The sequence below is a fragment of the Cellvibrio sp. KY-YJ-3 genome, assembly GCF_008806955.1.
GTDB lineage: Bacteria > Pseudomonadota > Gammaproteobacteria > Pseudomonadales > Cellvibrionaceae > Cellvibrio.
On the sequence record NZ_CP031727.1, the window covers coordinates 1,122,897 to 1,140,181 of the forward strand.

At 51.4% G+C, this 17,285-nt stretch carries 11 protein-coding genes; 5 read left to right on the top strand and 6 right to left on the bottom strand.

The features are described from left to right. Positions 1–608 precede the first annotated feature (608 nt). From D0B88_RS04795 to D0B88_RS04815, 5 genes are all read left to right on the top strand, one after another. Positions 609–2,126, top strand: a complete 1,518-nt coding sequence (locus D0B88_RS04795) for a glycoside hydrolase family 28 protein (protein WP_151055544.1) — start codon at positions 609–611, stop codon at positions 2,124–2,126. 278 nt (positions 2,127–2,404) lie between these two features. Continuing rightward, positions 2,405–5,113, top strand: a complete 2,709-nt coding sequence (locus D0B88_RS04800; RefSeq protein WP_151055546.1) for a TonB-dependent receptor — start codon at positions 2,405–2,407, stop codon at positions 5,111–5,113. Positions 5,114–5,267: 154 nt separating this feature from the next. Next, positions 5,268–7,796, top strand: a complete 2,529-nt coding sequence (locus D0B88_RS04805) for a glycoside hydrolase family 88 protein (protein ID WP_225318535.1) — start codon at positions 5,268–5,270, stop codon at positions 7,794–7,796. A 118-nt stretch (positions 7,797–7,914) separates the two neighbouring features. Next, positions 7,915–8,754, top strand: a complete 840-nt coding sequence (kduI, locus tag D0B88_RS04810; protein ID WP_151055549.1) for a 5-dehydro-4-deoxy-D-glucuronate isomerase — start codon at positions 7,915–7,917, stop codon at positions 8,752–8,754. Positions 8,755–8,771: 17 nt separating this feature from the next. After that, a complete protein-coding gene (locus D0B88_RS04815) occupies positions 8,772–9,566 on the top strand; it encodes a gluconate 5-dehydrogenase (protein WP_007638709.1) in 795 nt (264 codons plus the stop codon). Between the two features lie 109 nt (positions 9,567–9,675). Here D0B88_RS04815 and D0B88_RS04820 read toward each other — a convergent pair whose 3' ends face one another. From D0B88_RS04820 to D0B88_RS04845, 6 genes are read right to left on the bottom strand one after another with little or no spacing between them, the layout of a single operon-like run. Continuing rightward, positions 9,676–10,548, bottom strand: a complete 873-nt coding sequence (locus D0B88_RS04820) for a dienelactone hydrolase family protein (RefSeq protein WP_151055551.1) — start codon at positions 10,546–10,548, stop codon at positions 9,676–9,678. Positions 10,549–10,575: 27 nt separating this feature from the next. Further along, positions 10,576–11,238 carry a cytochrome b/b6 domain-containing protein gene (locus D0B88_RS04825; RefSeq protein WP_151055553.1) on the bottom strand — a complete coding sequence of 221 codons (663 nt, stop codon included), beginning with the start codon at positions 11,236–11,238 and terminating at the stop codon, positions 10,576–10,578. Positions 11,239–11,244: 6 nt separating this feature from the next. Beyond that, positions 11,245–11,736 carry a cytochrome c gene (locus D0B88_RS04830; protein ID WP_151055555.1) on the bottom strand — a complete coding sequence of 164 codons (492 nt, stop codon included), beginning with the start codon at positions 11,734–11,736 and terminating at the stop codon, positions 11,245–11,247. Continuing rightward, on the bottom strand, positions 11,733–13,082 hold the full coding sequence (locus D0B88_RS04835; RefSeq protein WP_225318536.1) for an ankyrin repeat domain-containing protein: 1,350 nt from the start codon (positions 13,080–13,082) through the stop codon (positions 11,733–11,735). The genes D0B88_RS04830 and D0B88_RS04835 overlap by 4 nt, the downstream gene beginning before the upstream one ends. 21 nt (positions 13,083–13,103) lie before the next feature. Beyond that, positions 13,104–14,459, bottom strand: a complete 1,356-nt coding sequence (locus D0B88_RS04840) for a DUF1552 domain-containing protein (RefSeq protein WP_151055556.1) — start codon at positions 14,457–14,459, stop codon at positions 13,104–13,106. Continuing rightward, a complete protein-coding gene (locus D0B88_RS04845) occupies positions 14,431–16,866 on the bottom strand; it encodes a DUF1592 domain-containing protein (RefSeq protein ID WP_151055558.1) in 2,436 nt (811 codons plus the stop codon). The genes D0B88_RS04840 and D0B88_RS04845 overlap by 29 nt, the downstream gene beginning before the upstream one ends. Between the last annotated feature and the right edge of the window lie 419 nt (positions 16,867–17,285).

The window sequence follows — 17,285 nt, forward strand, 5'->3', positions numbered from 1 at the left end:
GCGGCTTGCACCCGGCAAAACCATCCCTTTCCTATAAAAGGCTGATTCGTGCCCGATGAAAAATCTGGCCCGAAAAAAAAGGCGCCTTGCGGCGCCTCAAAATCGGCAATGGTATTCGGTCAATACCGGGATCTAATCTACCCCTCAAAAAATGCATCGGCAACAGCCCCAAAACCCTGAAAACCCCCTATGTAACCGTTCTCATTGTGGCTGCGGGGAGCTTTTAGCCTGTTACACAAAATGGGGTCAAATTATAAGTGATGAATATTTTGAATTATTTTATAAATTAGGATAAGTATTCTTTTCTGAATTAAGATTATTTTTTAAATTATTTTTATCGATTGTTATGTGTATACGTTTACAAATCAATTGCGGATTAAATGTAAACGTATACATTACGTAATGTGGGAAAAAAATACTCAAATTATGCTTTTTGGGGAATTTTTAAGGGGTGCGGGTTGCTTTTATTCAACCTGACATACAGAATGTTTTTCACTCGATATGAGGATGTGTATCTTCTTTGCCCTTGGCGGCTAACAACACCGAACAGAAGAGCGCGTTCCATCGCCAGCTTATAAATAGATGCCCTGCAGCGCAGGCTTATATAGATGCTGGTGACGACCTATAAAAAGCTACAGCAGTGGCAGACAACACGAGAGCAACCACCAGTGACTGACTATTGCCTTCAACAGCCTACTCGTCGCACCTTTCTTGGCTTGACCCTTGCGGGCCTCGCCGGGTCGGCAACATTAACCAGCCTATCGGCTTGCAGTCGCCAAACTGCGCCTGCCGCTTTCTCCATCGATGCCTGGCGCAAGGCCGAAGCCATTCGCGCGCAGGTTGTTGCCCCGGTATTTCCCGAGCGCAGCTTTGATGTGCGCGACTTTGGCGCCAAAGCCGATGGCAAACACAACAATACCCAGGCCTTTGCAGCCGCTATCAAAGCCTGCCATGACGCTGGCGGCGGCAAAGTTGTTGTTGCCGGGGGTGATTACCTGAGCGGCCCGATTCACCTGTTATCCAACATTAACCTGCATGTGGCCGAAGGCGCGCGCATTCTGTTTATCACTGACCCCAGCGCCTATTTACCTGCGGTATTTACCCGCTGGGAAGGCATGGAGTTAATGGGGTATTCGCCGCTCATTTATGCCTATGGCCAAACCAATATTGCGATTACCGGCAAGGGTGTGCTGGATGGCCAAGCTAACCGCACTACTTGGTGGCCCTGGAAAGGTGGCGCCTGGAAAGGCGGTACCGACTGGAGCATGCCCGGAGTTCCCACCCAGGATGCTGCACGCGATAAGTTGATGCAGGACATGGAAAACGGCGTGCCCGTTGCCGAGCGCATGTATGCCGATGGTGCTTATTTGCGCCCGCCTTTTATCCAACCCTACGCCTGTAAAAATGTATTGATTGAAGGTGTAACCATCACCAATGCGCCCTTCTGGTTACTCAACCCGGTGCTCTGTGAAAACGTCACAGTGGATGGCGTGAATTGCATTAGTCACGGCCCCAACTCGGACGGCTGCGACCCGGAATCCTGCAAAAATGTCGTGATCAAAAACTGCTTGTTTGATACCGGTGATGATTGCATCGCCATTAAATCCGGCCGCAATGCCGATGGCCGTCGCTTGAACACGCCCACCGAAAATATTGTGATCAGCCACTGCAAAATGCGTGAAGGTCACGGCGGTGTGGTGATTGGCAGTGAAATTTCTGGCGGTGTGCGCAATGTATTTGTCGAGCACTGTGAAATGAGCAGCCCGAATCTGGATCGCGGCATTCGCATTAAAACCAATTCCGTGCGCGGCGGCGTAATCGAAAACTTTTTTATCCGCGACATCACCATCGGTGAAGTTACTACCGCAATTGTTATCGACTTCGATTATGAAGAAGGTGATGCCGGTAAATTCACACCCACCGTGCGCAATATCGACATCCGCGATTTGCACTGCGAGAACGCCAAACATGTGTTCCAGGTGCGTGGTTACAAACGCTCGCCCATTCAAAATTTGCATCTTACTAACTGCCATTTCAAACAGGTGGGTGATATTGGCATTTTGGAGCAGCTGGAAAACTTCTCTGCGGTGAACGTCACTATTAAAGGTGCAGAATTTAAGGTGTGATCAGTAATTGGTGGCGAATAGATATTTTTTAAATAACCCGAAACTGCACATAACAATTTAATTGGTCTTTTTAAGTATTAATAAATTTGAAAGACCAGCTATCTGCCAAGCTTGAATTGGCAGATAGCAAAACGGTTCCAAATATAAGCAGATGTCGCGCTTGTAGGCGTAAAGTTCTGTGATGTTTGTGAAAACTGCCAACACTGCAATTAGCAATCGATGTTGGCAATGCTCGCTAGCTCAATGTATTTAATCACAATAAAAGATGGGGAATAGCTATGAGAAAATTTACACTCAATCCAATCGTGTTAGCCATGGCGGTCAGCGCCATGCCTGCCGCTACTTTCGCACAAGAACTGGAAGAGGTTCTTGTTACTGGTAGCTATGCACAGAGCTTGAAAAATGCGCTGAATGTAAAGCGTGAATCAACCGGTATTGTTGATTCGGTTTTTGCTGAAGATGTGGGCAAATTTCCAGATCAAAACCTTGCTGAATCACTGGGTCGTATCCCTGGTGTAGCGATTGAACAAGACGACGGTGAAGGTCGTTCTATTACTGTGCGTGGTCTGGGCGATGCGTACACCATGGTTACCGTAAACGGTATGCCTTCGCAGTCACTTGCTGCCGGTTCAGGCGGCGTGCGCACCAGTCGTGCGTTCGACTTTAACGTATTTGCTTCTGAATTATTTAGCCGTTTGGATGTGTACAAATCCACCTCTGGTGAACTGGAAGATGGTTCTCTCGGTGCAACCGTAGGTTTACGTACTGCACGCCCATTTGACTATGACGAGTTTGCAGCGGCGGCAAACGTAGAAGCGGGTTATTACGACGGTTCGGGCAGTGTAAAGCCACGCTTGTCTGGTTTGGTTAGTGTTAGTAACGACACTATGGGCTTTTTGGCGTCAGTAGCCTACTCCCAGAAAGAAGCGCCATTGACGGGTGCAGAGTCTGGTCGGTGGAACGCCCAATCTGGTTCCAACAGATTAATTTGCCCTGCTGGTGTGTGCGGCGATGATGCCACTTTGGTGCGCTCATCTTGGCACCCGCGTATTGCGCGTTATGCGGATAAAACGAATGATCAGGATCGTTTGGGTGTTACTTCCAGTTTCCAATGGCAAATTGCCGATGAAACTTTGCTAAGCATTGATGGCCTTTACTCTAAAATCGACGTGACTCGCGATGAGCCATTTATGCAGGCCATTTCCTTGGCGCGCAATGACGCAACTGGTATGCGCCAGATGAGTGTTGTTGACTATGTGGTTGATTCCAACATGACCTTGGTATCTGCCGAAGTGACAGATGCTGACTTCCGTTCGGAAGCATTCCGTGCTGACTGGAGCTCTGAGTTTAACCAGCTGTCTCTGGATCTGAAGCATGAATTCTCGGATAAATTCCGCATGAATGTGCTTGCTGGTATGACCGAATCGCAGTTAGATAACCGCGAAGTGACAGTTATCTATGAACACTTCAGCAGTAACGATTCACGTGATTACGTCACCTATGCTGACTCCAGCGATAGCTTCAGCTGGGACTATTCGAATATGAAGTCACCGGTTCTCAGCTATAGCTTCGATACTACCAATCCAGCTAACTGGGAATTCTCCGAGTATCGTGATCGTATCTATGATGCGACCTCGGATACCGATATGGCGCGTATCGATTTTGCTTATGATTTGGCGGATGGTTACACCGCGAAATTTGGTGCAACCCAAAAATCTTACGGCTATCAAATCACTGAATCACGCGCCGACAGAACTTTTGCACAGGCAGATGTAGCTAATGGCGGCGCCAATGATGGTAATGCATGCGGCATCACTGCAGCCGTAGATGCTAGCGATGGCTATTTACAAACTGCTGGCGGCCAATCTTTCTTCTATCCTAACTTTAATCGTAGAACTGAATTTCAGGATTCAGGTTGCTGGGCTTATGCACCACAGGCAGGGAATACCCGCGATGTAGAAGAAGAAGTATTTGGTTACTTTGCGCAAATTGACGTTGATACTGAGCTATTTGGTAACCGCTTCCGCGGTAATATTGGTGTACGTGAAGCTGAAACAGATTTGCGTGCAGAAGGTATTACGGTTGTTGATGGTGTAGTGACGCCAGTGGTTGTTAAACATAGCTACAGCGATACTTTGCCGTCCTTGTCTTTGGCTTACAACCTGACTGAAGATCTGGTATTGCGCGGTGCTGCAGCGAAAGTATTGGCGCGTCCTGAATTGACCGACTTGAACCCAGGCGGCTCTATTACAATTTTTGGTGATCCAAAAGTAAGTTACGGTAACCCTCTGATCGAACCATTCCGTGCTGACTCTTTCGATTTGGGCTTGGAGTGGTACTACTCTGATAACGCGCTGGCTGGTGTCACCCTGTTCCAAAAAGATGTTGAGTCATTCCCGACATCAGAAACAACAGATGTGCCATGGTCGCAACTTGGTTTGCCGGATAGTTTGCTGGGGGCGCAAGTGGATACCCTGCGTAACGAAACCTTTGAGGTTAGCCGCAAAATTAATGGCGGCGGCGGTAACATCCAAGGTGCAGAGTTTGGTTGGCAGCAACAACTGTCATTCTTGCCGGGTCCAGATTGGGTGCGCGGTTTTGGTTTCCAAGCTAACTACACCTTGGTTGACGAAGCTGAGTTGGATAGCGGCTCACCAATGAGAAACGTATCAAAAGACTCTTACAATTTTACCCTTTACTGGGAAGGTGAGAAGTTCCAGGCGCGTATCAGCAATTCTTATCGTGGCGAGTACTACAGCAATACCGCATCAGGCGCGAGCGAGTGGCAAACTCGTGTAGTGGATGACAGTAACTACGTAGGTGTTTCTGCTAGTTACGATGTAACTGATCAACTGAAAATTACCTTCAAAGGCGTAAACATTACGGACGAGTCCAAACATGAATACGAAACTGAAGGCGTTGCACGTTTAGTACTTGACCACTCTGCAGGTGCAAGCTACTTCGTTGGTGCAAGCTACAAGTTTTAATTAATCATCGATGCAGTACCACAGGGATGCCAGGCAACTGGCATCCCTATTTAGTTATCGGCGGTAGGATTTTTTATCGCGGATAATCAAATAAAACGATTGAATTCGTGATGTAAAAAATCACGACTTAATGACGCGACAAGAGGTGAACCACGTGAGTTTATTGTTAAACAGCCACCCGTTCCGCAAAAGCCTATTGAGTAAAACAATGGTGGGCGGATTTATCCTGGCAGCAATCAGCGGATGCTCCCCGGAACAAGCCAGCGAACAACAAACCAGTGCTGCAGCACCTGTGCAAGACAAGGCAGCGCAATATCAAGTAGCGACTGCAGAAATTAGTAACGCCAATGATTTTGCCTTGGCGCAAGAGCCAATTTATTTTTCATTTTATGATTTGGGTATCGATGCCAGCGACGCCGCAAAACTGGCGGTGCTGATGGGCGATCAACCCCAAGTCTCACAAACCGTCGATACCGATGGTGATGGCGCGCTGGACAGCTTGTTATTAGCGGCCGATTTTGCGCCCGCCGAGCGCAAAAATTTTATTATTTCCACCGATCCTGCCATTGCCAAACCCGCGCTGAAAAAACAAACCCAGGCGGAAATTTCCATCAAAGAAGGTGGTGAGTGGAATGGTAAAGTTTACGAAGGCGGCACCTTTAAAAATGTGGATAGCGTAAATCCACCGCCACAATATACCGACCACTCCTATTGGATTCGCTACGAAGGTCCTGGCATAGAATCGGACAAAGTGGCTTATAGGGTGTATCTGGATTGGCGCAACGGGTTTGATATTTTTGGTAAAAAAGTTAACGACGTGGTGTTGCAAAAGGTCGGCCTGGATGGCTACGACTCCTACCATGAAAATGCCGACTGGGGTGTGGATGTATTAAAAGTTGGCAAGTCACTCGGCATGGGTGGTTTTGGTTTTTGGAACGGAAAAAATGTGGAGCTGGTATCACAAACCGACAGCCGCTCCGCCACCATCACTAATAATGGCGATATTTATTCCGGTTTTAAAATTAATTACAACGGCTGGCAAGTTAACAATCAAAAACTTGATATGACCGCGCATTTTGCGATGACTGCTGGCAGCCGTTTGGTGAAAGTCAACCTGAGTAAAACCGAGCGTTTGCCGAATATGGCAATAGGTTTGGTGAAACACCCGGGCACTAGCTTATTGCAAGGTAATGAGCATGTCAGCGGTTACGCCTGGACTTACGTTGCCAGTTGGGGCAAACAAAGTTTAAGCGGTGCCGATGATCATTTGGGCATGGCAATTATTTTCCGTCGCGATGATCGCGCGGAACAAACACAAGACGAAACCTCTTATGTCTCCGTGATGAAAGATAAAGGTGGCCAATTGGAATATTACTTCCTCGCCGCTTGGGAGCATGAGCTGGACGGCGTAAAAACCGAAGCCGATTTTAAAGCCTATCTGGATCGCGAAGTATTGCGTTTAACCAAAGAACCGCGTGTGCGTTTTGAATCTGCACTTAGCGCCGAGGCCAAAAAAGTCCCGTTGACTGCGGAGACTGCTTTGAAATGGACTAAAGCCTTGGCCGACTCCGAACTGGAACGTAAAACCCTGAATTATCACTATCAAGGTTGGGATGAAAATCGTCGTCGCCCCGCCAAATTTGAATACGATATTGCGGGCTTGCAAATTATGGCGCTGCAAGCGCTGAATGAAGTTAGCCCCGATACACGCTATGCCGAGGCTGCCGAAAAAGTCACCGGCAGTTTTGTAGCAGACGATGGCAAGATCCACACCTTCGAGCCGGATTTATTCAGCATCGACTTAACCAAACCAGGCGATGTGTTAATCCTGTTAGAGCAGCGCACCGGCGCGGAAAAATATCGCAAAGCGGTAGATTTTTTGCGTGAAAATTTAAAGCGTCACCCGCGCACCAGTGGTGGCGCTTTTTGGCATCGTGTTACCTACCCGAATCAATTATGGTTGGATGGCGTATACATGGGCATGCCCTTCCTCGCACAATATGCGGCGACCTATGAAACCGGCGAACAACAACACGAAAGTTTTAAAGAAGCGGTGCATGAATTTGTGATTGCCCGCGAGCAGCTGCGCAACCCGGAAACCGGTTTGTATTACCATGCGTGGGACGAATCCAAACAAGCGGATTGGGCCAATAAAGAAACGGGTCAAGCATCTCAATACTGGCTGCGCGGTTTGGGCTGGTACGCCATGGCGCTGGTGGATGTGCTGGATTATTTGCCGGAATCAGAAACAGAATTGCGTAAAACCCTGATTGATATTACGCAAGAATTGGCTGCTGACCTGTTACGCTATCAGGATGCAGAGACCGGCACCTGGTGGCAAATTCTGGATAAACCCGGTGCCATCGCCAACTATCGCGAATCCAGCGGCAGTGCGATGTTCACTTATTTTTACGCTAAAGCTCTTAATAAAGGTTATTTGCCCGAGTCCTATCGCGCGGCGACAATGAAAGCCTATGAAGGTTTGATCAATGAATTTGTAACCCTGCACAAAGATGGCAAGATCAGCATGACCGATCAATGTCTGGTAGCAGGTTTAGGTTTTGGTCGCGACGGCAGTTACGATTACTATATGACAGAGCGTATTTTTGCCAACGATGCCAAGGGCAATGGCCCATTTATTTTTGCCGGCGTCGAAATCTATAAATTACTTAAAAAACAATAATTATCCGCGTTTGCCTGCATGTTATTAATGCAGGTAAACGCATTGCTTCTATAGAGTGGATTACCATCAACCTGTGTTGCGCCCAAGGCGCAGCAGCTGAGAGACAGAAGGTTTTATTATGAAAGTATTAGAGGAACGTTTTGCAGTCCACCTGGATGACTACAAACATTACGACACTGAAAAGCTGCGTAAACATTTTTTAGTGGAGAATATTTTTACCGCCGACCAAGTGGAATTTACCTACACCCACTACGAGCGTTTGATGGTGGGCGGTGTTATGCCGGTGACTAAACCGGTGGTGCTGGAAACCTACGATCAGCTCAAAATGGATTTCTTTTTGGCGCGCCGTGAGTTGGGTGCCATTAATATCGGTGGCAGCGGTAAAGTGTCGGTAGACGGCGAAGTCTATGAAATTGGTACCAAAGAAGCGCTGTACATTGGTCGCGGTGCAAAAGACGTTATTTTTAGTAGCGATGACACAAATAATCCTGCCAAGTTTTATTTGAATTCAACTCCCGCACACCAAACTTATCCTACTAAAAAAGTGAATAAGGAAAATAGCAAGGTTTTGCATATGGGCGCCGGTGATACTTGTAACGAGCGCGACATTTATCAGCTGATGATTAATACCGTACTCGATACCTGCCAATTGCAAATGGGTATGACCGAATTAAAACCCGGCAGCATTTGGAACACTATGCCAATGCACACACACAGCCGTCGGATGGAAGCCTATTTTTATTTCAACATTCCAGATACTCACGCGGTATGCCATTTTATGGGCCCAGCGGAAGAGACCCGTCATATTTGGGTTGGCAATGAACAAGCGGTAGTATCACCACCTTGGTCTATGCACTCTGGTGTGGGTACCGCAAATTACACCTTTATTTGGGGCATGGCCGGTGAAAATATGGATTACACCGATATGGATTTCCATAAGCCCAGTGAATTGAAATAATTTTTTGAGAGAAAAACATGAACCATCCATTATTTGATTTAACCGGCAAAATCGCGGTAGTCACTGGCGCAACCCACGGTTTGGGTATGGCCATGGCGAGCGGCTTGGCAAGTGCCGGCGCCACCTTGATTATTAACGGTAATTCCTCGCAGGAAAAAATCGACAACGCGGTTAATGAATATCGCGCTAAAGGTTTTAACGCATTTGGTTACAAATTTAACGTAACCAATGAGGATGAAGTGATTGCTGCTGTTGATCAAATCGAAGCTGACCACGGCCCGATTGATATTTTGATTAACAACGCCGGTATCATCAAACGTACACCGCTGTTGGAAATGACACTGGAAGACTTTGAAGAAGTCATCAAAATCGATTTGACCGGTGTATTTACTATGACCCGCCCTGTTGCGCGCAAAATGGTTGAGCGTCGCCAAGGTAAAATTATTAACATCTGTTCGATGATGAGTGAACTCGGCCGCAATTCGGTAGGCGCCTACGCCGCTGCCAAAGGCGGATTAAAAATGCTCACCAAAAATATGGCCACCGAATGGGCGAAATATAACGTGCAGGTAAATGGCATCGGCCCCGGTTATTTTGCTACCAGCCAAACCGAACCGATTCGCGTTGATGGTAATCCGTTTAACGACTTTATTATCAGCCGCACACCCGCGGGCAAATGGGGTGACCCGGATGACCTGCAAGGCGCGACCATTTTCCTCGCTTCCAAAGCGAGCGATTTTGTCACCGGTCAAATCGTTTATGTAGACGGCGGTATCCTCGCTACTATTGGCAAGCCGAGTAACGAAGCTTAACTCTTTTAACAAAACCAGAATGAATTACCCCTTTCATTCTGGTTTCTCCCGCAACAGCCGCCCCACAAGGGTGGCTGTTTTTTTATGGACATTTTTTAAATAGTTGTGATTAAACCAGTGCCGCTTCAAACAATGCCAACAACCGGCTCCAGGCGCGTTCGGCCTGCTCCTGGTGGTAAACGCGGGAATCGGGCGGGCACCAGCCGTGTAACGCACCGGCGTAGACTTCCACTTCGGCTTTTACTTTTGCATCGGCGAAACTTTTGCGTAACACATTTTTTGCTTCGACATCGCGCTGGTCGTCGTTTTCGGCGATGGCAATCAGGAATTGCGCATTGGTTTTCGGGATTAATAAATGCGGGCTGTCGGGCGAGTCACTAACTAAACCACCACCGTGGAAACTGGCGACGGCGCCGATGCGCTGCGGAATTGTTGCGGCGGTGCGAAAGGCGATAGCGCCGCTCATGCAATAACCCATAGTGCCGATTTTTTTGCTGCTATCAACAGCGGCTTGTTGATCGAGAAAACCGACAAAGGCTTTTGCATCTATCACATGGGTTGCAGGGCTGAGCGTTTTGGCGAGGGCGGTTACGGCGGTGCGCGTGGCTTCATCGGCATAGGAGGCACCTTCGCCAACCACCGGGGCTTTTTGGCTGCGATAAAATGGATTCACCACCAACACCGCATACCCGGCTTGGGCGAGGCGTTTGCCCATTAATTCAAACGCGGGGCGCAGGCCGAGAATATCCGGCCAAAGAATTACAGCAGGGTGTTTGCCGCTGGCCGGGTGCACAAAATAACAATCAGCGCTGCCGTCCGGCGTGGTTACATTAACAGTGGCTTCGGTCACGCTCATGGCGTTGGCGCTAATGGGGAAATACATCGCCAAACTGGCGCCCACCAAGCCTGCTACAAATTGGCGACGGTTGAGCTGGTTTTGCGCGTAGCGTTCATTGTCTTCTTGCGTCAGATCATCACACATGATTAGCCTCCTGTTGCAGCCGTGAAATTACATGATCAACCAAACCAGTGTAGCGGCAAAAACGATTCCGATAATTAAATGCATTCTGCTCGCCCCTTGAATGGGTTCAGCGATGTGTGCTTTGCCGTGTACCATAGCGGCAGTTAAATTTTGGCGGCGCCATAACAAATAATAAATTACCGCAAGCAAATGCAATGCGATAAAACCCAGCAAGATATTAAAGGTAATTTCATGCCAGTCCGCCATTAAACGGCTGGTTTTGAAACTGAGGTAATCGGCAAAAGGGCCACCATCAAAACCGTCGACATCGATAGAAAATAAACCCAGGCCAATTTGGAGCAACAATAAAAATAGTAATGCGAGCGCGCTATAACCACCGAGTGGATTATGCCCGGCCGATGGTGGCACATCGCGCTGTGTTAAATTTTTAAAGTACTGAAATGCTGCTGCCGGTGTTTGTAAAAAATAATTGAAGCGTGCGCTGCTGCTGCCAAAAAATCCCCAGTAACAGCGAAATAACACCACGCCGAGCAGCGCGTAGGCGCAGTAACTGTGATACACAATTTCGTGATTTTCCGCCGTCCACCAACAGGCGGCGACCAGCAATACAATCGACCAGTGACAAATGCGCACTGGCCAATCCCACAAGGTTTTTTTGCTCAGTGTTAATTCAACTGCAGGCATGGTCATAGGCAATTAATCCACACGGAAACTGTCGTGACAGGACGAGCAGTTATCGCGCAGGGTGCCTAATTTTTTCTGCAGCGCCGATTTATCACCACTGCTTGCCAGTGAGACCAAGGCTTTGGATTCCACCATTAATTCGTTACTAAGTGCATCAAACTTTTCTTTGTTTTCCCAAATATAAGCGCGTGCGTCGGTTTCCAAACCGGATTCCGGGCCGCTGCCCGCCGGAAACCATGTGGGTAATTTTTCGGCGAGCACCGACAATTTAGTGGCGGCACTGGTGATGGCGGCGCTATCGGGATTGCCACTTTTTAATTCATCGCGCAGGGTTTTCATTGCCGCGCCCATGTCTTTAAATCCTTCCTGCCGCGCGTCGATTATGTCTTGCTGGGCGTAAGCGGGTAGCTGTAAAAAAAGCAATGCGCTTAATGCGGCGGTTTTTACTTTCAATGGTGTTATGCAGGAAGTTGTTAATAATTTTTTGCAGATTGTAAGCATCATAGTTTTACCTGTGGCGATAACTGAAAAGCGGTGGCGAATTCGGGTTTTGCTCGGAAATCTTCAAGCTGGGCGATAGCCAGTGGCGTCTTGCCGCTGCTGTCCGCCAGATCAATCGGTGCGCCCTTTTGTGCGAGCACTAGCAACATCGCGCTGATTTGTTCCACCGTCATCGGCATATAAAAACTGTAACCCAGCAGTAAATGCAATGCGGTTTCGCCGCGCTTGTTGGTGGCTTTTACGTCGGGCGCCAAGGACAGTGCCAAGGATAATGCGCTGGCGTTACTGCGCACGGCGGCCAGTACCAGACTGGTGCCGTCCTGCGCGCGGAAATGCACATCGGCACCGGCGGCAACCAGGGCGCGCATGATCGCGGTATCGCCCAGCTCCGCCGCCAACAGCAGCGGGGATTGAGGGTAGGTTACGTAGGGACGGCTGGTGAAGTTCACTTCATAGCGCCACACCACCGCCGAGGTACCGGTGAGTGCATTGGGATTGGCGCCCTTGGCGAGCAGCGCGTTTACTAACGGCAATTGGCGATGACGCACCGCCGCATGCAGTAATTGGTTGCCGTTGCGATCAATGGCATTGAGGTCCACACCGCGCTGCACAAGCTGTTCTGCCACCACAAATTGCTGTTGGTAGATGGCCATTTGCACCAGGGTGGTTCCGTCGGGCGCGACGTAATCAGCATTGGCGCCCGCTTCCAGCAAGGCCAGCGCGGTGTCTGGTGTCTTGCTGGTCAGTGCAAAAAACAGTGGGGTAAAACCTTTGGCGGTGGTGCGGTTGATCTCTGCACCCTGGTTGAGCAGCAGTTGTACGCTTGCCAATTGACCCTTGGCCGCCGCCCACATCAGCGGGGTTTGGCCGCTGTCATCGGCGGTATCCACTGGCGCGCCCAACTCCAGCAAGCGCTTTACCATGGCGACGCTGGAATTACCGGCGCAGAGTGCCAGCGGCGAAATACCGGTGCTGGTGGTGCGTTTAACATCGGCGCCAGAGTCTAACAAGGCGGCGACAATTGCCGGGTCGCCACGTTGGCAGGCAACTACCAGTGGGCTGAAACTTTGCGGCTGGGCATCACCCAGATCAGCCTTGGCGCCCTTGGCCAAGAGCAGCGCAACCAGCGCCGGGTTTTGCGTCTCCACCGCCCATGCCAGTGGCAATGAACCATCGGCACGCGGTTTATTTAGCTTGGCACCCTGTTTAAGCGCTTGCGTTACCTTGGCCGTGTCGCCCGCGTGGATGGCGCGCATCAAGGCGTCATCGGCCGGGTCGGCCTGTGCACTCATTGACATAGTGGCCGAGCAGAGCGCGGCCGCTAAGGCCAGCAGAGGGATTAACTTCACATAAACTCCTGATTCGTATTGCTAGGCATAGAGCGCTTGCAGCGGCCCGGTGCTGTCGCCAAAACTTTCTGCGGGCACACCCATTTCGTGCATGAGCGACAACATCAGGTTGCTCATGGGTGTGTCTTTGGGTTGTTGTATGTGCCGCCCGCCGCGCAGGCCGCCGCCGGCGACGAGTGCGGGTAAATCCATATTGTCGTGCACATTGGGTTCACCCAGACTCGCGCCGCCAAAGACGATGGTGCTGTCGAGCAGGGTTTGCGCGCCGTCGGCGGTATTGCCCAAACGGTCGAGCAGATAGCCAAACTGCGCCATGTGGTACTGGTTAATTTTGACCAGCTTGGCGATTTTGGCTTCATCGCCACCGTGATGGCTGAGGCTGTGATGGGAATCGGGTACACCGATTTCGGCGTAGGAACGGTTGCTCAGTTCGCGCCCCAGCATAAAGGTGCTCATGCGTGTCATATCGCTTTGCAGTGCCAGCACTTGCAGGTCGATCATGATGCGCACGTGCTCTTCAAAATTCTGCGGGATGCCCGCAGGCAAGGTCAGCTGGCTGGTATCCACCTCATTGGTTTGGCGGCTGGCTTTTTGGATGCGCTGCTCCACGGTGCGGATGGAGTCCAAATACTCCTCCAACTTGCGGCGATCATTCATGCCCAAGCGCGGCGACAGGCGCGCGGCATCCTCCAAGACAAAATCGAGAATACTGGCTTTGGTGGCGAGCTGGGCTTGGCGACTTTTCTCGTCTAACGCGCGGGTATCGCCAAACAGTCGCTCAAACACATCGCCCGGTTTTACCGTGACCGGCATAGGCGCGGTGGGGCTGCGCCAGGACAAGGTATTGGTGTAAGTGCAGCTGTAACCCACATCGCAACTGCCGAGCAAGCTGGGCGGTTCAATGCCCAATTCCAGCGAGGCGAGCTGGGTGTGTTGGCCAACGTGGTTGGCGATGACCTGATCCATGGAGATGCCGCAGTAAATGTCGGCGCCCTCGGTGCGTTTGGGGTGCGCGCCGGTGAGATAGGCGCCGCAACTGCGACCGTGGCTGCCGGGGCCATCGCCCAGCGCATTGGCGTTGTAGTGCGCCAAGCCAGTGATCACCGCAAACTTATCGCGGTGGCGTGCAATGGGCTCCAGAATCGGTGTTATCGCATAGTTGTTGCCCGCCAGTGCCGGGGTAAATTCGGGCATACGCAAGCCGTTGGGCATGTAAAACACGCTCAGTTTTTTTGGGCGATTTTCCAACACCGTGTTGGCCAGCGCCGAGGGAATCAGCGATTCCATCACCGGCAAACTGATGGCGGCGCCCAAACCGCGCAGCAAACTGCGGCGCGATAACAAGGCGTTAGTGAACTGCGGCGGTCGTTTTTTCATGGGCTGGCACCATTCGGTAGTTGAAGGGTTCGCTGGTTAAGATCCCCAGAATAATCTCGTGCATGGGGTAATTGTTGGCGCGGGCGGCGCGAATAATCTGGCGCACCTTGGGCTGGTCGTTGGCTTCCAAACCCCGGCCCAACGCGTAAATCATCAAGCGTTCGGTAAAGGCACCGGCAAATTGCTCACGGCTGTCCATCAACACATCCTGCAGGCCGTACAGGCCCTCAAAGGCGCGACCATCGGGCATGGCGGTGGTGACATCAATCGGGCGACCGGCGTCCAGTTCACGCAGGCGGCCAATCGCATCGTATTTCTCCAGCGACAGGCCAATCGGGTCCATGCGCACATGGCAGGAGTGGCACGCCGGGTCTTTGCTGTGCTGCGCCAACTGTTCGCGCGCATTAAGTGCCTTGCCGCTGGTGGATTCCGCTTTCAGTGCAGGCACATCCGGCGGCGCGGGCGGCGGTGGCGCGGCGAGTAAATTGGCCAGTACCCACTGCCCGCGGCGCACTACCGAGGTGTGGTTGGCGTAGGAGGTCACGGTGAGAATACTGGCCTGCCCCAAGAGCCCGCCGCGCATGGAATCCGGCGCCAATTGCACCCGGCGCAGCTCCGGGCCTTTTACCCCGGCGATGCCGTAATGTGCTGCCAACCGCTCGTTGAGGAAGGTGTAATCGCTTTTGAGGAAGTCGAGAATGCTGGCGTTGTTGCGCACAATCGAACTGAAAAAGAGTTCGCTCTCGCGCTTCATGGCAGCGCGCAAGGGCACATCAAAATCGGGGAATTCCTTCACGTCGGGGCGATGGAATTCCAGGTTGCGCAAGTACAACCACTGCCCGGCAAAGTTCTGCTCCAGCGCCAGTGCGCGGTCATCCGTCAACATGCGCGCCACCTGCTGTTGTAGCGCTTTTGGCTCGCGCAACTTGCCTTTTTCGGCGAGGCTCAATAACTCCTCATCGGGCAGGCTGCTCCATAAAAACAGCGCCAGCCGCGCGGCGTATTCCATATCGCTAATGCGATGCACAGTGCCGGGCGCGGCATCCACCGGGTCGCTTTCATGGAGGAACAAAAAGCTGGGCGAGACCAGTATCGCCTGAATCGCCGCCGCTATGCCCTGTTCAAAACCGCTATTGCTCTGGGTTTGGGCTTGGCGATAGACCTTCATCAAGCGTTCAATATCATTGGCCTCCACCGGGCGACGATAAGCCTGACGCGCCAGCTTGCCGAGGATCTTCTGCGCGCAATAGTTTTCGGTAAAAGGCCAAATGCCGGGCGTGCAGCTGAAGATTTTGGCGCGGCTGGGCGTCGCACCGGGGCCAGTAACCGCGTAGGGGCCAGCGACATTGATCTCCAATACATCGCGCGGGAAGTTGTGTTGGGCGTAGCGCGACGACATGTAATAGGACGGCACCTGAGTGCTGCCCACACGCGCGCCATCCACTACAAAATCCAACGTCAGGTCGGTGGGCGGCGCACTGGGCAGCGGCACTTCCTCGGTGGTATTGCGCAGGATTTGCACCCGCTCATCCAGCGCCAGGTGTTTGCGGAAAGTCAGGCCAATATGGTGCGTGCCCGCCGTCAGTGGCACACGCAGGCTGACACGATTGTCTTCCAGTCGATCCACCTCGTTGTTGGTATTGGCATTGAGATAACCGCTAATTTCGTACTCGCCGTCGTGTGGCGCGTAATACGCAAATACCCCGCCGCCGCGTGAATCCAGCGGCAAATAGTGGCTCATGCGCTCGTCGTAAGAGGGCACGCCCTGATTGAGAATCGAACCGTCTTTGGGTAATTGATAAGTGGTGGTATAGGGTTGATCCGAGCCCAGCCCGACGGCCAAGCGGCTCACTTTGCCCGCCACCGCGAGGTAGCGATCCATCAGCACCGGCGAGACCGACAGCACATCGGCGATATTGTCAAAACCATAACCCGAGTCATCGGCGGGCAGGGCCTCACTCAGATCCTGATCGACCTGCAACAGGTCGCGCACCGCGTTGCTGTATTCATTGCGATTCAAGCGGCGCAAAGTCGCGCGCCCGGGGTTGGGGTTGGCAGCGGCATAACCATCGAGCGAGCCCTGCAGCCAATCGATAAAACCGTGCAATTCTTCATGGCCGGGTTTGGGGCGGCTCGCGGGCGGCATTTCACCGCGCTGGGTCACGCGCAACACGCTCTCCCAATCGGCCAGATTCATACCCTTACTCACATCGTCCAGCGCCACATCGGAGAGCGTCCAGTTGCCCGCCATGCGTTCATCGTTATGACAGCGGGCGCAATGTTTTTCCAGAAAGGCTTCGGCATCGCCGCTGCTGTGCGGGCCATTGGCGAGCGCAACACTGCTGCCGCCAGCACTTAACAGCAGGGCGACGCCGAGGCGCAACAAAGAGGGTGGAATGGGCATCATAGGCATGTAACTACTGGTGTTGGATTGGGCGACAAAGGTATCGCCAGAGAAATAGCAAAACCCAGTCCAATTTCATGACCAGTTAGTCAGTATTTTTGTTAATTTATGTTTTTATTCTTATTTTTCAATTGGTTGTAGAGGTTTATTTATTAGCCTGTTGCGCAGGTGGCGATGACGAAAGCTTGGTAACGAGTGCACGGCGGGCGGGCAGTGGTGCAGGGGTTGAACCAAATCTGGGCACCACAGGCCGCCGTGTGATCCCTAATTTACCCGGATCAGACGTTTAGGACAGTGTTTGAGCAAACCATCATAAAAAGTAAAGTTGATTCGCTAAAAACCGGCAAAATGCTACCTTTATAAGGCGTGCGCCTTCAGCGCAACCACCGCTGGCACGCGTAAACACTGGTTTTCGCATGGAT

Bases quoted from the DNA above. Each gene is read 5' to 3' on its own strand.
- D0B88_RS04820 (WP_151055551.1), bottom strand. From the start codon at position 10,548: ATGTGTGATGATCTGACGCAAGAAGACAATGAACGCTACGCGCAAAAC.
- D0B88_RS04840 (WP_151055556.1), bottom strand. From the start codon at position 14,459: ATGAAAAAACGACCGCCGCAGTTCACTAACGCCTTGTTATCGCGCCGC.
- D0B88_RS04845 (WP_151055558.1), bottom strand. From the start codon at position 16,866: ATGATGCCCATTCCACCCTCTTTGTTGCGCCTCGGCGTCGCCCTGCTG.
- D0B88_RS04815 (WP_007638709.1), top strand. From the start codon at position 8,772: ATGAACCATCCATTATTTGATTTAACCGGCAAAATCGCGGTAGTCACT.
- kduI (WP_151055549.1), top strand. From the start codon at position 7,915: ATGAAAGTATTAGAGGAACGTTTTGCAGTCCACCTGGATGACTACAAA.
- D0B88_RS04800 (WP_151055546.1), top strand. From the start codon at position 2,405: ATGAGAAAATTTACACTCAATCCAATCGTGTTAGCCATGGCGGTCAGC.
- D0B88_RS04795 (WP_151055544.1), top strand. From the start codon at position 609: ATGCTGGTGACGACCTATAAAAAGCTACAGCAGTGGCAGACAACACGA.
- D0B88_RS04830 (WP_151055555.1), bottom strand. From the start codon at position 11,736: ATGATGCTTACAATCTGCAAAAAATTATTAACAACTTCCTGCATAACA.
- D0B88_RS04825 (WP_151055553.1), bottom strand. From the start codon at position 11,238: ATGACCATGCCTGCAGTTGAATTAACACTGAGCAAAAAAACCTTGTGG.